Below are 13,709 nucleotides of genomic sequence, written 5' to 3'. Positions count from 1 at the left end.
ACCGTCAGGGATAAATAAATGAAATCTCGCAAGAAAAGGGTTCAGCCGATTGGCCTGAAGGACATCACCATCGTCGACGACGCCAAGATGCGCAAGGCCATTACCGCCGCTGCGCTGGGCAACGCGATGGAGTGGTTCGACTTCGGCGTCTATGGCTTCGTCGCCTATGCCCTGGGCAAAGTGTTCTTCCCCAATGCCGACCCCAGCGTTCAAATGATTGCCGCGCTGGCCACCTTCTCCGTGCCGTTCCTGATCCGGCCACTGGGTGGGTTGTTCTTCGGCGCGCTCGGCGACCGCTTCGGGCGACAGAAGATTCTCGCCGCCACCATCGTCATCATGTCCTTGAGCACATTCGCCATTGGCCTGATACCGTCCTATGACAGTATCGGCATATGGGCACCGATCCTGCTGTTGCTGGCCAAGATGGCCCAGGGCTTCTCGGTAGGCGGTGAGTACACCGGCGCGTCGATCTTCGTGGCCGAGTATGCACCTGATCGCAAGCGTGGTTTCCTGGGCAGCTGGTTGGACTTTGGCTCCATCGCCGGCTTCGTCCTGGGCGCCGGCGTGGTGGTGATGATCTCCACCGTGATGGGTGAAGAGAAATTCCTTGAATGGGGCTGGCGCCTGCCGTTCTTCCTGGCTTTGCCGCTGGGTATGATTGGTCTGTACTTGCGTCACGCGCTGGAGGAGACCCCGGCCTTCCAGCAGCATGTCGACAAACTGGAGCAAGGCGACCGTGAAGGCCTGGCTTCCGGGCCGAAGGTGTCGTTCAAGGAAGTGGCGACCAAGCACTGGCGTAGCCTGATCACCTGCATTGGCGTGGTGATCGCGACCAACGTCACGTACTACATGCTGCTCACCTACATGCCCAGCTACCTGTCCCACAACCTGCATTACAGCGAAGATCATGGTGTACTGATCATCATCGCGATCATGGTGGGCATGCTGTTCGTGCAGCCGATAATCGGTCTTCTGAGCGACAAGTTCGGCCGTCGACCCTTCATCATCCTAGGCAGCGTCGGCCTTTTTGCGGCGGCAATTCCTGCCTTCATGCTGATCAACAGCGGTGTGCTGGGCTTCATCTTCGCCGGCCTGCTGCTGATGGCCGTGCTGCTGAACTTCTTCATTGGCGTGATGGCCTCGACCCTGCCAGCGATGTTCCCGACGCATATCCGCTACAGCGCCTTGGCCAGTGCCTTCAACATTTCGGTGCTGATTGCAGGCCTTACCCCGACTCTGGCCGCCTGGCTGGTGGAAAGCTCCGGCAACCTGTACATGCCCGCCTACTACCTGATGGTGATTGCCGTGATTGGTTTCATCACTGGGGTGACCATGAAAGAAACGGCCAACAAGCCGTTGCGTGGGGCGGCGCCAGCAGCGTCTGACATCGACGAGGCTCGCGAGCTGCTTCAGGAGCACCACGACAATATCGAGCAGAAGATCGAAGACATCGATACCCAGATCGCTGAACTGGAAGCCAAGCGCAAGCTGCTGGTGCAGCAGCATCCACGTATCGATTGATCAGCGGGGCATGTAGCCTCGCTGCCAGGCACGAGGGATGAACAGCGACACCAGGGTCAGCAGGCAGGTCAGCACGCAACTGCCGACCATAGCCTGCAGCCCTAGGTGTTTCTGCAACCAAGCGCCACATGCTGCTCCCAGCAGCATGCCCAGCCAAGGCACCAGTTGCACCCGCCAGCCATGACGGCGAGCGCCCAGCATCCAATGGCCCAGGCCACGGCCAAATCGCGAAAGGGCACCGGTGACATAGGTCAGGCCAATCGGCAGACCGTTGACCTGCTCAACCACGGCATTGATCATCCCCATCGCCAGTGTGGCGGCCAACAAGGATATTGAGGTATCCGGCGCTGGCATCATCCCCGCAAACCCAAGCAGCACCGCTACCACCAGCAGTACGGGCCAGGCACGGCGCCGGCACTTGTGCGCCAGCACCACACCCAAGGTATTGCCAGCCACGAAGCCCAGCAGCGCGCCTGCCAGGCGCAGGATCATCGGGCCATCGACGTCGTTGATGGCGACGGCAAGGCGCGTGGTGTTGCCGCTCATGAACGAGACAAAATCGCCCAAGGCCAACAAACCGATGGCATCGGTCATCCCTGCCAGTACCGACAGGCCGGCCACCAGACCGAGCCCTACGCGGCCTCGTAACCGGTGGACACGATGGCGCTTGGACGTAGGTGTGGCTGCGGCGGCAGGTAGCATGTGCAGTCCTCGGGTCTACCGTTGCTCGCGGGCCAGGGTATTGCGAATGGTGCGCTCAACGACATCGACCAGCACCATGGTGTGGTGGTCGACTTCGATATTGAGCAAGTCGCCTTCCTGATAACGGGTAAACGTGGTCTGGCGCAGGGTTTCTGGAATGAGGTTGACAGTGACCACGTTGTCCTCGATGTCGGCGACGGTGAGGCTGCAGCCATTGACGCCAATGAAGCCGCGGGCAAAGACGTACTTGGCCCACTCTGGCGGCATGCGGAACTTGATGTATGCACCGGTGGCAGCGATGGAGATGTCTACGATGTCCGCAGTGGTGGCGATGTGGCCAGCCATGAGGTGGCCGCCCACCTCTGCGTTCATTTTCGCCGAACGCTCGATGTTCACTCCTTGGCCGGCCTGCAAGCAACGCAGGTTAGTGCGCTCCAGCGTTGCCGTCATGGCGTCGAAGCGAACGCGTGTGCCTTCGATCTCGGTGACAGACAGGCAGGTCCCTTCAACGCTGACACTGGCACCGATCTTCAGATCGTCGAGCAGTGCCGGGGTGAGGTCGATGGTGAACTGGTTGTGGCCAGGGTGATGGGCTACATCAAGCAGAGGGCGGACGGCCTGGACGATGCCGGTGTACATTGCGTTGCTCCTGGGCACGGGTAAGTTGACTTGCGCAAACTATGCCCAGGCGCCCGCAAATGCAAGTCACCGCACCTCAGACGTGGCCACTGCTGTTGACGATGCGCAGGCACAACGCCTCATAGGGGTCCAGATTAACCATCAAGCGTCCGTCCTCGGTCAAATCGCCCTCGACCGTTTCGTTGATCATGTCCACCACAGGGCCTGGCGTGAAACCGGTCAGTTGCAGCTCCTCACTGATTTCGTCCTGGCTGAAGTTCAGGGCGGTTATCTGGATACCGCGCCCTGCAGGCAGTTCATGCACCATCACCAGCAGGCCAGGCGAGGTCACGTCGGGCACCAGCAGTTGTCGGCTAGTGGCGATGCCATATGCCTGGCGAACCGCGAGCAGCTTTTTGACCTTGCTGGCGAACGAGTCACTGCGCTCGAGTTGTTCATCAAGGCTGCCGTACAAGGCACGGGCACGCGGCATACCGCGCACTGAGGCCTGGGCCTCTGGGTCCAGACCTGCCAGATCATAACCGCCGCGGTGGATCCAACGTGTGTCGCCGTCGGTCATCCGCTCAGCCACCGCTTCGGCAGGCAAGGGCAGGGCACCCACCAGGTCCCAACCGGATATGGCCACCACACCAGGCTGCATGGCGTTGTACATCACCAGCAGCAGATGCAGCTTCTGAATCGATTCAACCTGCTCGGGGGTGATGTCATCAAGCTCCCGGATTCCCAAGGCAGCGGTGATCAAGCTGGCCGTGGTGCAAGAGATGCCATTGGTGACAAACCGCAGGTTGTAAGGTGCATGTTCACCGGACAGGCGCTCGTAGATCTCCTCCCGGATATGTTCGCGCAAAATGCTGCCTGGCAAGGTCTGGCCCTTGTACAGGTACATGTCATGCGCATGCAGTGTCCAGAAGTGCACCAGCTCGACCGTCAACTCATCATGGTTTTGCAACGCATGAATCAGCGAGGCTGGGTCGATGCCGAAGGCGTGCATTTCCTTGAACATCAAGCGCAGGAATTCGGTATCGCCGGTCAGCAGCGCGTGCTGATAGGCCGGTCGGGTAATGAAGTCGTAGGACAGGTCGGCCCCGCCGCTGGACATCTGGGCGATGTCATCGAGGGTGAGGTTCAGCTCCTGGAAACTGAACCCCCCTGCCTTGCGGATCATGCCACCGATCAACTGGTTACCGACCAGCGACAAGGGGTGGCTTTCCGACCAGGCGGTGCCGCTGGCGCGTGTTTCGACACCCAGGAAACCATTGGCATCCAGGCGCAAACCACGTGCGCCCAGGCAGTCCAGGGCATGCAGGGCATCGCCTATGATCATCTGCTGCGCCGTGAAGGTCGGGTCGAGCCAGTTCAGGGAGGGTTGACCGTCCTTGAAATAATGCAGGTAAACCCACCGGCGGGTCTTGCCATCCACGCCCGTGATTGGCGCCGTGGCGCTCCAGTCGGTCTCCTTGACGCCCGGCTCGAAGAAGATCACCCGTTGCAGCTGACCGACGATGTAGTGGCGTGCCTTGAGCTCGTCGCACTGAGCGGGGAGCAGGTTGACCGAATCGCGGCCCTCGGGCACGTCAGGAAGCAGCCCCCAATCCTCTTCACGGATCTCGACCATGTGGTAGAGGCCTGGGTAGGGCGCCAGCCCCAGCTCGGCCAGGCGGAAGTCGGCGCCTTTGCCGGTGTGCGACGGGATCAGGTCATCGATGGTCACGGCATTGTGGGCGGCGGCCATGCGGCTCATCTGCACCAGTTCCTGCTCGGTCCCGTAGAGCGGGTCGATGTCGAAGCTGATCCGGTCGAAGTTGCCGTCCACGCTCGGCGTAAGCTCGCGCCCGCTGATACCGCCGGAACGCTTGATTGGCCCGGTGTGGACACCTTGAATACCAATTTCTGACAGGCGCTTCCATAGCGCTTCATGGGCCAAAGCGCCCAGCACCGAGCAACCGTCGGGCGCGATGATCGCATCGGGGTAGACCGTCAGCCAGACCGAAGCGATTTCTGTCGCCCGGCGCGGCTGGGCCAGGGCGTAGGGCTGTTGCCACAGTCGCGCTTGCCCGGAGTACAGGCTGGCGCGCTCCTGGGATGCCTTTAGCATGGAGCGTTCTTCAAGCCACTTGACGTATGACGGGTCGGGTTGGGTCATCTCGCGTCCTCTTTGCGTGTCGGCACCGGCTCAGGTTATGACGGCAGGGCACGCGGAACGTTCGGCTCAACACGGGGTTTGTGGCAGGCGCGCTATTCAGGCTTCGACAGTCAACTGTCCAGAGAGGGCTTGTTGATCTGCTTGCCAGCCTGGGCTGCGACTTCCAAGGCCTGGCCGTCCCGCTGCTTGCCTTGGCGTGCCAGCCCCTCGAGTTGAGGGATAAGCATCCCTTCTGGCAAGTGGCGCCAGAAGCGGCCAGGCATGTGCAGGCGCAGGGCATTGGGGTTCAGGCGGGCGGGGTTGAAGGTGTGGCGGTAGTAGGTTCGCCACAATTCGGCGCCAGGGTCTTCTGCGTGCTGCGCCCATTGCCGCCAGAGTTCGGGGCATTGCCGTTGATAGTCGAAGCGGCGGCCGTCATAGCGGATGCCATCGCGTGGCGTCGCGATCAGCCACCGCAGCCGCCCCAGCCTGTCGGCAAAATGCGGGCTGGCGCTTTGCAGAATGTCGTGAGCAGGCTCGTGAAAAGCGACCAAGTCCAGTTGCAAGTGCTCGACCAACGCTTCAGGCAGCGGCACGAACCGCAAAAACGCATGCAGGTGATGGGCTTCGCGGCTGACTTGCTTGATGCGTCGATGCAGCTCGCTGCCCAGCCGATCACCGGCCAGCATCGCCGTGCGGTCGCCGTGAGCAACCCGCCACAGCACTTCGTACAACAGATTCCACCGCTGCTCGCCGTGATAGCGTGCCGCTTCCTCCAGTTGACCGAGCAAGGCCGCCGGCACCTTCGCCCGAAACGGGCCCGTACCGGCCGGCAGCGTGGTGGTGTCGGCCAGCATGTCGGTCATGGGCCCTTGGGACCAGGTGACTTGTGACGGATCGACGCCATGGCTCAGCAAGGCTCTGGCCTGATCCCGCCAGACGCCGAACAGGTCATCGCAATCGAGCGCTATCACCCCCAAAGCCCCATTTGGACCGGTGCCTGTGGTTCACGCAGGCGGGCACGCAGCAGGCTGCTGCGAAGGTCGGCCTGGGCAGGGCGATAATCACTGGTCACGATAAAAGGGCGAGCCTTGTCCAGCACACAACGCAGCTGGATCAGGTCGTCATAGCGGATACGCCGCTCACGGCGCAAGGCGACCAGGCGCTGCACGCTGCGCAGGCCTATGCCTGGAATACGGGCGAGCAGCGCGGGCTCTGCGCGGTTCACATCCAGCGGGAACACTTCGCGATTGGCCAGCGCCCATGCCAGCTTAGGGTCGATATCCAGCGCCAGGTTGCCAGTTTGTCCCAACAGCTCGCCGGCCTTGTACCCGTACCCGCGCAAAAGAAAATCGGCTTGATACAAGCGGTGTTCACGCAGCAGAGGCGGGGCGGCCAGTGGCACGCTGCCAGGGCTGTCGGGGATGGGGCTGAAGGCTGAGTAGTAGACACGTTTGAGGCCGTACCCCTGGTACAGCGATTCGGCATTGCGCAGCAGTGTGCTGTCGTCAGTACTGTCAGCCCCGACGATGACCTGGGTACTTTGACCGGCAGGGGTGAAGCGCGGGGCGCGAGGCTCGTTGGCTACCGCTTGCTGCCCTTGATGAATCACGCCCATGGCTTGACGGATGGTCGATGCTTGCTTTTCCGGTGCCAGGCGCTTGAGGCTGTCGTCGGTAGGCAGTTCGATGTTGACGCTCAAGCGATCGGCCAGACGGCCTGCTTCTTCGATCAACAGCGGATCGGCGTCCGGAATGGTCTTGAGATGGATATAGCCTCGGAAGTTATGTTCTTCGCGCAGCAACCGCGCGACCCTGATCAGCTGCTCCATGGTGTAGTCAGCCGAGCGGATGATGCCCGAGCTCAAAAACAGGCCACTGATGCAGTTGCGTCGGTAGAAGTCCAGGGTCAGGCGCACCACCTCTTCAGGGCTGAACCGTGCGCGGGGCACATTGCTCGAGCGTCGGTTGACGCAGTACTGGCAGTCGTACAGGCAAAAGTTGGTAAGCAGAATCTTCAGCAGAGACACGCAGCGACCATCTGGGGTGTAGCTGTGGCAAATGCCCATGCCGTTGGTAGCGCCCAAACCGTTGCCGCCACGCGAGCTGCGCTTTGGCGCACCACTGCTGGCGCAAGATGCATCGTACTTGGCGGCATCGGCAAGAATGCCCAGTTTGGCGATCAGTTGCATGACTCTTACCTGTCGTACTGAATATTCATACAGTATTGAGGGCTAGGGTCAATTGCAAGTGCTGAACGCCGCCCGGCGAGATATCCGAGCAAATTCGTAGGTTATCCGATGAGTGGTTGATGGCGCGGGCAACTGCTGGGTTTCAGCGATCGTGAAAGACATGGTGGGTTGGTCGATAAAAGAAGAGGGCGCCTCGCAGGCGCCCTCTTGGGTGAATCAGGCTTCAGCGTCCCACGGACGGTCACCTTTTTCGTCCTTCACACGGGTTGGCAGGCCCATCACGTCCAACGCCTTGAGGAACGGCTCGGCAGGCAGTTCCTCGACGTTGACCATGCGCTTGGCATCCCACTCGCCGCGAGCCACCAGCAAGGCAGCGGCTACCGGTGGTACGCCAGCGGTATAGGAAATGCCCTGGCTGTCCGTTTCGGCGTACGCCTCTGCGTGATCAGCCACGTTGTAGATGAACACTTCACGCAATTGCCCGTCCTTGGTGCCCTTGACCAGGTCACCGATGCAGGTCTTGCCGGTGTAGCCAGGCGCCAGGGACGCTGGATCAGGCAGCACGGCCTTGACTACTTTCAGCGGTACCACTTCCAGGCCTTCTGCGGTCTTGACCGGCTGCTCGCTGAGCAGGCCCAGGTTTTTCAGGACCGTGAACACATTGATGTAGTGCTCGCCGAAACTCATCCAGAACCGGACGTTGGGTACGTTCAGGTTCTTGGAGATGGAGTGCACTTCATCGTGACCGGTGAGGTACAGGTTTTGCGAACCCACCACGGGCAGGTCATCGGTACGCTTGACTTCGAACATGGTGTTGCTGGTCCACTGGCTGTTCTGCCAGCTCCACACCTGCCCGGTGAACTCGCGGAAATTGATTTCCGGGTCGAAGTTGGTGGCAAAGTACTTGCCATGCGAGCCTGCATTGACGTCGAGGATGTCGATTGAATCAATGCGGTCGAAATACTGCTGCTGCGCAAGCTTTGCGTAGCTGTTGACCACACCCGGGTCGAAACCGACACCGAGAATGGCCGTGATGTTCTTGGCCTGGCACTCTTCGAGGTGTTTCCACTCGTAGTTTCCGTACCATGGCGGGGTTTCACAGATCTTGCCCGGCTCTTCGTGGATGGCAGTATCCAGGTAGGCAACACCGGTATCGATGCATGCACGCAGCACCGACATGTTCAGGAATGCAGAGCCGACATTGATCACGATTTGCGATTCGGTTTCGCGGATCAATGCCTTGGTCGCCTCGACGTCGAGGGCATTGAGCGAAAAGGCCTGGATGTCGGCGGGTACCTTGAGGCTACCCTTGGCCTTGACGCTGTCGATGATGGCCTGGCATTTGGAGATGTTCCGTGACGCGATGGCAATACGACCCAGTTCGTCGTTATGCTGCGCGCACTTGTGGGCCACCACCTTGGCGACACCTCCTGCACCAATGATAAGAACGTTCTTCTTCAATTTACCTGTTGCTCCTTACAGACGAGGCCTGTCTTACGACAGGCTGGAAACGTAGTCTTCGAAACCGAACTCGCGTACCACCTCGACGCTGCCGTCGAGTTGCTTGACCACGATGGATGGCATCTTCAAACCGTTGAACCAGTTTTTCTTGACCATGGTGTAACCCGCAGCATCCACGAAGGACAGGCGGTCGCCGATCGCCAGTGGGCGTTCGAACTGGTATTCACCGAAAATATCGCCAGCCAGGCACGATTTGCCGCATACCATGTAGGTGTGCTCACCGTCGTTGGGCGTCATCTTGGCATTGAGGCGGTAGATCAGCAGGTCGAGCATGTGCGCTTCGATCGAGCTGTCGACCACGGCCAGGTGCTTACCGTTGTACAGCGTGTCCAGCACCGTCACTTCCAGCGAAGCGCTCTGGGTGATCGCGGCTTCACCTGGCTCCAGGTAAACCTGTACGCCATAGGTTTGCGAGAACGCCTTCAGACGCGCGCAGAAATCGTCCAGCGCATAGCCTTCGCCGGTGAAATGGATGCCGCCGCCCAGGCTTACCCATTTCACTTTGTGCAGCAGGTGGCCGAAACGTTCCTCGATGCGGGTCAGCATCTGGTCGAACAAGGCGAAGTCGCCGTTCTCGCAGTTGTTGTGGAACATGAACCCCGATACCTGGTCGATCACGGTTTCGATCTTGGCAGGGTCCCATTCCCCTAGGCGGCTGAACGGGCGTGCCGGGTCGGCCAGCTGATAGTCCGAGCTGCTGACTTGGGGGTTGACGCGCAAACCCCGGACCTTGCCTTCGGACTGCTCGGCGAAACGTTGCAGCTGGCCGATGGAGTTGAAGATGATCTTGTCGCAGTTCTCGAGCATCTCCTGGACCTCGTCGTCGGCCCACGCCACGCTGTAGGCGTGGGTTTCACCGGCGAACTTCTGGCGGCCGAGCTTGAGCTCGTACAGCGAAGACGACGTGGTGCCGTCCATGTACTGCTGCATCAGGTCGAATACCGACCAGGTGGCGAAGCACTTGAGCGCCAGCAGCGCTTTGGCACCCGAGTGTTCGCGCACATAGGCGATCTTCTGCATGTTGCTCAGCAGCTTGGTCTTGTCGATGAGGTAGTACGGCGTATTGATCATTTAGAGGCCCTCGGCAAGGCCGGCCAAAAAAAGGACACGCATTGTGCCTTCACTCGCCGCAGATCGAAAGGGTGCAATTGCATTTCGTCCGGGCATCGTTGCCGTGACTGAATCTTTTCGTGTTCGGCGTGCTCAGTAGAACAACGACAGATGACACTCTCAATCCTCCCGCGCAGGTTACAAGGAGCAATCGATGAGCAATACCTTCAAGAAAGGTGACAAGGTGCACTGGAATTCCGAGGCCGGGGTCATACACGGCACCGTAGAAAAAGTGCATACCCAGGACGTCGAGTTCATGGGGCGTCAGCGCCATTGCTCAAAAGAGGAGCCACAGTACGAGGTCAAGAGCGACAAGACCGGGCACATGGCCATGCACAAGGAGCAGGCATTGAAGAAGGGCTGAGAACACAGGTTATTGCGTTGGTGCTCAGTTGCCCGTGTGTATCACGGGCTTTTTTATGGGCCGTGTCTATACGTGCAGAGTGCAGCGGGGTTATGCGAGGAGCGGTTCATGACCGCTCCCGGCAGGCTGGTTCATGCCTCGAGCGCTGCACGCCATGCCTGGATCTGCGCCAATGTAGCCGTGGCGCCCCCGCACACGATCACCAGTACATTGCGGTAGTTTGCCAGCGCGCTGGCCTCATATCCCACCGCCAAGGCGGCGCCGCAGGCGGGCTCGACCAGCAGGCGGTGATCCAGCAAAAAGCGCTCGCACGCCTCCAGGGCCTGCCGGTCACTGACCAGCAGGCTTTGCACGGGGTGTCGCTGGGTACAGCGAAACGCGTGTTCGGCTACCTGTTTCGCGCCCAAGGTGGTGGCAATCGTATCCAACCGATCCAAGGTCACCCGTTCGCCGGCTTCGATGGCGGCATGCAGGGAGGCTGCGCCATGGGTTTCCACGGCCAGGATCGGCACATCGGCCCAGCCATTTCGCTGTAGCCCCTGCACGACGCCGCTCAGCAAACCCCCGCCGCCCACCGAAAGCACAACCGCATCGGGCTTGATGCCGGCTTCGGCCACCTCATCGACCAGGCTGGCATGGCCTTCCCACAGCAGCGGGTCGTCGAACGGGTGAATGAACGCGGCATCCTCACCCATCAGGCTCAGCGCCAACGCATTGGCCTCCTGCCAGGACTGACCGTGGACGATGACCTCAGCGTGCTCAAGACGCAGCAATTGCTGGGCACGCACGGTGGTAGTCTCGGGCACGACCACGGTAACGGGAACGCCGAGCTTGCGCCCGACATAGGCGACGGCAAGCCCGGCGTTGCCGCCTGACGAAGACACGAACCGTTTCGCGCCGCGGGCATGGTGGAACTCACAGGCGTGGGCGACGCCGCGCAGCTTGAAGGAGCCGCAGGGCTGCAATGCCTCGAGCTTGAGCCAGACAGTGCAATCGGCAGCCAGCGACAGTGGGCGTGATTCGATGAGGGGGGTACGGATGTGCAAGGTCACTGGGAGGCTCCGCGCAAATGTTCGAGGTAGTTGTAGACGGTATAGCGGGTCACGCCGAGGGCGTTGGCCGCTTTCTCGACGCCGCCCTTGACGATGAACAGCCCGCGTTCCTGCATCACGCGGACCGCTTCGATCTTGGCTTGCCGGGTCATGCGGCCTTGGCCGGTGTCATGCAGCGCCGCCTGGATGATCTCGCTCATCAGCGCCTCCATGTCGGCGGGCTCTGCCGCTGCGGGCGAGTTGCCCATGGGCGCGAAGCTTTGTAGAAAGCCCATGGCAGCGTCCAGGCCGGTGACATCGGTGTTGACGCAAAGGCTGGCGAAGGGGTGGCCAGCGCTGTCGCGAAAGATCGCGGTAGCGCTGCGCAGCGTGCGGCCCTTGATGGCGGTCGGATAGTCGGGCAGCACAACGGGCCCACAGCCTTGCTGATCGGCCGCGGCCTTCATCAAGGCTTGCAGGCCCTGATCCTGCTCCGGCACAGCCAGGATAGGACTGCCCACCTGCCGGCCAGAAAGGTGCCCATTGACGATGGCCACGACGGACCGCTCAGGCTGGTCCAGGTCGTGAAGCAGGATTTCGGTGTTGTGGGTGACGACGCTGCCCAAGGCCTCGATAGAGGCTTTGAGCACGCTCAAGGTCAAGCGGCGTTCATCTTCGGGCAACAGGGCCATGCGAACTCTTCAAATCAACATTTTGTGCATATTTACACATAATGTTGATTTGCGCGAGTCGCCTGGCGCTTACCTGTGCTTTCAGCCCAAGGCTGGGGTGCGTGGTGGAGTGATCCGTCGTGAACCCGTGGCTTCGAACGCTGCGGCAAAGCTCAACAGTGCATTGTCGCTGTAGGCCCGCCCCGCGAAGGTCAGGCCTACCGGCATACCAATGTCGCTCATCACGCCCATGGGCACGGTGACCGTGGGCACGCCCAGGTGGCGTATGGCCAGGTTGCCGTTGGCCACCCACACGCCATTGCTCCAGGCGATGTCGGCCGACACCGGGTTCACATCAGCATCGGCAGGCCCTACATCGGCCACGGTAGGGAACAGCACGGCATCCAGCCCAAGGGTTTGCATCCAGTCTTCCAGGTCGATCTTGCGGGTCTGTTCAAGGCCACGCAGGCCGTCAGGCAGGGTCTCGATCTGATCCCACGTCCTCAAGCCGCGCTTGGCCATGGTGACGTACTCGTCCATGCCAGCGGCCAGATCATCCTCACGGTTAGGCAAAGTGCCGGGGTCGTGTGGGAAGATTTGCGGGCCGTCCACATCCGCCAGCCGGTTCAGATTTGGGTCGTCGTTGGCACGCAGAAAATCGTCGAATGCCCAGCCGGAGAGTTCCCACAGCTCATCGTGCAAGAATGCCTTGCTGACGATGCCACGGTTGTAGACGGTGGGGGCGCCGGGGCGGTCGCCTTCGCAGTTGGAGACCAGCGGGAAGTCGACTTCCACAACCTGCGCACCGGCCTTTTCCAAGGCTTGGCGAGCTTGCTGCCAGAGCGTCATGACGCTTGCCCGCGTCTGGATGCGCTGGCCAGTGGGTCCGCCGATACCCGGCTTTTCCGACGTGCCCGCGTGCTCATCGGCGTTGATGTACATGCGCGGTACGCCAAACTTTTTGCCTTGCAGGGCGGCGGTGCCCGCTGCCAGGTCGAGGTAGCTGGCTGGGCGTACCTGCGAGGGCTTCGGGATCGACACCCAAGGCTGCAGCCGCCACAGGTCACCGCGGGTATCAGGGTCATCGGCCACGACCACGTCGAGAATTTCCAGCAGGTCATGCATGGTGCGGGCGAATGGCACGACCACATCCATCGTCGGCGTGAGGGGCCAGTTACCCCTTACCGAAATGACCCCGCGTGAGGGTGTGTAGGCGCACAGGCCATTGTTCGACGCAGGGCCGCGGCCGCTGGACCAGGTTTCCTCGGCCAGACCAAAAGCGCTGAAGCTCGCAGCTGTCGCGGTACCGGCACCGTTGGAAGAGCCTGAAGCAAAGGGCGCGGTCAGGTATGCCGCATTGTAGGGGCTCTCGGCGCGGCCATAGACGCCGCGCTGCATGCCACCGTTGGCCATGGGCGGCATGTTGGTCTTGCCCAGGCAGATGGCCCCGGCCCCGCGCAGCCGTTCGATGGTGAAGGCGTCGCGTTGGGCTACCAGATGCTTAAAGGCCGGGCTGCCGGACGCTGCGGTCAGGCCTTTTACCAGGTAGCTGTCCTTGGCGGTGTAGGGTATGCCGTCCAATGGCCCGAGCACCTCTCCACGGGCCCGGCGTGCGTCGGAGGCCTCGGCCTCGGCCAGTGCATCAGGATTGCGGACTACCACGGCATTGAGCGCGGTGTCGGTGTCGGCGCCATCATAGGCGTCTATGCGGGCCAGGTAGGCCTTGACCAGTTCGACCGCCGTCGTGCGGCCCGACTCGAGCGCGCTGCGCAGCTCGGCGATGGAAACCTCGGTTACCTCGATCATGCGTTCACCAGAAAATGCAGGTTGGGTAATG

Annotated in this window: 12 protein-coding genes; 2 read left to right on the top strand and 10 right to left on the bottom strand. The window is 61.2% G+C overall.

Features of this window, described 5'->3' with window-relative positions; all coding sequences use genetic code 11:
* Nucleotides 1-18 precede the first annotated feature (18 nt).
* A complete protein-coding gene (gene proP / locus ACK59L_RS08300) occupies nt 19-1,521 on the top strand; it encodes a glycine betaine/L-proline transporter ProP (protein WP_058605451.1) in 1,503 nt (500 codons plus the stop codon).
* Here the strand turns inward: proP and ACK59L_RS08295 are convergent, their stop codons facing one another.
* From ACK59L_RS08295 to nspC, 7 genes are all read right to left on the bottom strand, one after another.
* Nucleotides 1,522-2,223 carry a YoaK family protein gene (locus ACK59L_RS08295; protein WP_409272934.1) on the bottom strand — a complete coding sequence of 234 codons (702 nt, stop codon included), beginning with the start codon at nt 2,221-2,223 and terminating at the stop codon, nt 1,522-1,524.
* A gap of 15 nt (nt 2,224-2,238) precedes the next feature.
* Nucleotides 2,239-2,862, bottom strand: a complete 624-nt coding sequence (locus tag ACK59L_RS08290; protein ID WP_409272932.1) for a riboflavin synthase subunit alpha — start codon at nt 2,860-2,862, stop codon at nt 2,239-2,241.
* Nucleotides 2,863-2,938: 76 nt separating this feature from the next.
* Nucleotides 2,939-5,005 (bottom strand): maltose alpha-D-glucosyltransferase, encoded by a 2,067-nt coding sequence (treS, locus tag ACK59L_RS08285; RefSeq protein WP_196136495.1) that lies wholly within the window; start codon nt 5,003-5,005, stop codon nt 2,939-2,941.
* A 110-nt stretch (nt 5,006-5,115) separates the two neighbouring features.
* Nucleotides 5,116-5,964 carry a TIGR03915 family putative DNA repair protein gene (locus tag ACK59L_RS08280; RefSeq protein ID WP_058605455.1) on the bottom strand — a complete coding sequence of 283 codons (849 nt, stop codon included), beginning with the start codon at nt 5,962-5,964 and terminating at the stop codon, nt 5,116-5,118.
* Nucleotides 5,955-7,175 (bottom strand): putative DNA modification/repair radical SAM protein, encoded by a 1,221-nt coding sequence (locus ACK59L_RS08275; protein WP_023533877.1) that lies wholly within the window; start codon nt 7,173-7,175, stop codon nt 5,955-5,957. Before ACK59L_RS08275 ends, ACK59L_RS08280 begins: the two co-directional genes overlap by 10 nt.
* A gap of 216 nt (nt 7,176-7,391) precedes the next feature.
* Nucleotides 7,392-8,636 carry a saccharopine dehydrogenase family protein gene (locus ACK59L_RS08270; protein WP_409272930.1) on the bottom strand — a complete coding sequence of 415 codons (1,245 nt, stop codon included), beginning with the start codon at nt 8,634-8,636 and terminating at the stop codon, nt 7,392-7,394.
* A 33-nt stretch (nt 8,637-8,669) separates the two neighbouring features.
* Nucleotides 8,670-9,767 (bottom strand): carboxynorspermidine decarboxylase, encoded by a 1,098-nt coding sequence (gene nspC / locus ACK59L_RS08265; protein WP_409272928.1) that lies wholly within the window; start codon nt 9,765-9,767, stop codon nt 8,670-8,672.
* A 193-nt stretch (nt 9,768-9,960) separates the two neighbouring features.
* Here nspC and ACK59L_RS08260 point away from each other — a divergent pair, with 193 nt between their 5' ends.
* Complete coding sequence (locus ACK59L_RS08260) at nt 9,961-10,170, top strand: DUF2945 domain-containing protein (RefSeq protein ID WP_058605459.1); 210 nt, start codon at nt 9,961-9,963, stop codon at nt 10,168-10,170.
* A gap of 131 nt (nt 10,171-10,301) precedes the next feature.
* Here ACK59L_RS08260 and ACK59L_RS08255 read toward each other — a convergent pair whose 3' ends face one another.
* The 3 genes from ACK59L_RS08255 to ACK59L_RS08245 all read right to left on the bottom strand — a co-directional run bounded on the left by ACK59L_RS08255 (nt 10,302) and on the right by ACK59L_RS08245 (nt 13,678).
* Nucleotides 10,302-11,222, bottom strand: a complete 921-nt coding sequence (locus ACK59L_RS08255; protein ID WP_409272926.1) for a pyridoxal-phosphate dependent enzyme — start codon at nt 11,220-11,222, stop codon at nt 10,302-10,304.
* Nucleotides 11,219-11,893 carry a transcriptional regulator gene (locus ACK59L_RS08250; RefSeq protein ID WP_409272924.1) on the bottom strand — a complete coding sequence of 225 codons (675 nt, stop codon included), beginning with the start codon at nt 11,891-11,893 and terminating at the stop codon, nt 11,219-11,221. Before ACK59L_RS08250 ends, ACK59L_RS08255 begins: the two co-directional genes overlap by 4 nt.
* 81 nt (nt 11,894-11,974) lie before the next feature.
* Nucleotides 11,975-13,678, bottom strand: a complete 1,704-nt coding sequence (locus ACK59L_RS08245; protein WP_409272922.1) for an amidase — start codon at nt 13,676-13,678, stop codon at nt 11,975-11,977.
* Nucleotides 13,679-13,709: the final 31 nt, after the last annotated feature.

Origin of the sequence: Pseudomonas sp. KCJK9111 (assembly GCF_046231935.1) — a bacterium.
Lineage (GTDB): Bacteria > Pseudomonadota > Gammaproteobacteria > Pseudomonadales > Pseudomonadaceae > Aquipseudomonas > Aquipseudomonas parafulva_B.
Note: the sequence above shows the minus strand (reverse complement) of the source record. Positions and strands in the feature narration are given on the sequence as shown.

Coding starts and splice junctions, on each gene's coding strand:
- proP (WP_058605451.1), top strand. CDS start 19: ATGAAATCTCGCAAGAAAAGGGTTCAGCCGATTGGCCTGAAGGACATC.
- ACK59L_RS08295 (WP_409272934.1), bottom strand. CDS start 2,223: ATGCTACCTGCCGCCGCAGCCACACCTACGTCCAAGCGCCATCGTGTC.
- ACK59L_RS08290 (WP_409272932.1), bottom strand. CDS start 2,862: ATGTACACCGGCATCGTCCAGGCCGTCCGCCCTCTGCTTGATGTAGCC.
- treS (WP_196136495.1), bottom strand. CDS start 5,005: ATGACCCAACCCGACCCGTCATACGTCAAGTGGCTTGAAGAACGCTCC.
- ACK59L_RS08275 (WP_023533877.1), bottom strand. CDS start 7,175: ATGCAACTGATCGCCAAACTGGGCATTCTTGCCGATGCCGCCAAGTAC.
- nspC (WP_409272928.1), bottom strand. CDS start 9,767: ATGATCAATACGCCGTACTACCTCATCGACAAGACCAAGCTGCTGAGC.
- ACK59L_RS08260 (WP_058605459.1), top strand. CDS start 9,961: ATGAGCAATACCTTCAAGAAAGGTGACAAGGTGCACTGGAATTCCGAG.
- ACK59L_RS08250 (WP_409272924.1), bottom strand. CDS start 11,893: ATGGCCCTGTTGCCCGAAGATGAACGCCGCTTGACCTTGAGCGTGCTC.
- ACK59L_RS08245 (WP_409272922.1), bottom strand. CDS start 13,678: ATGATCGAGGTAACCGAGGTTTCCATCGCCGAGCTGCGCAGCGCGCTC.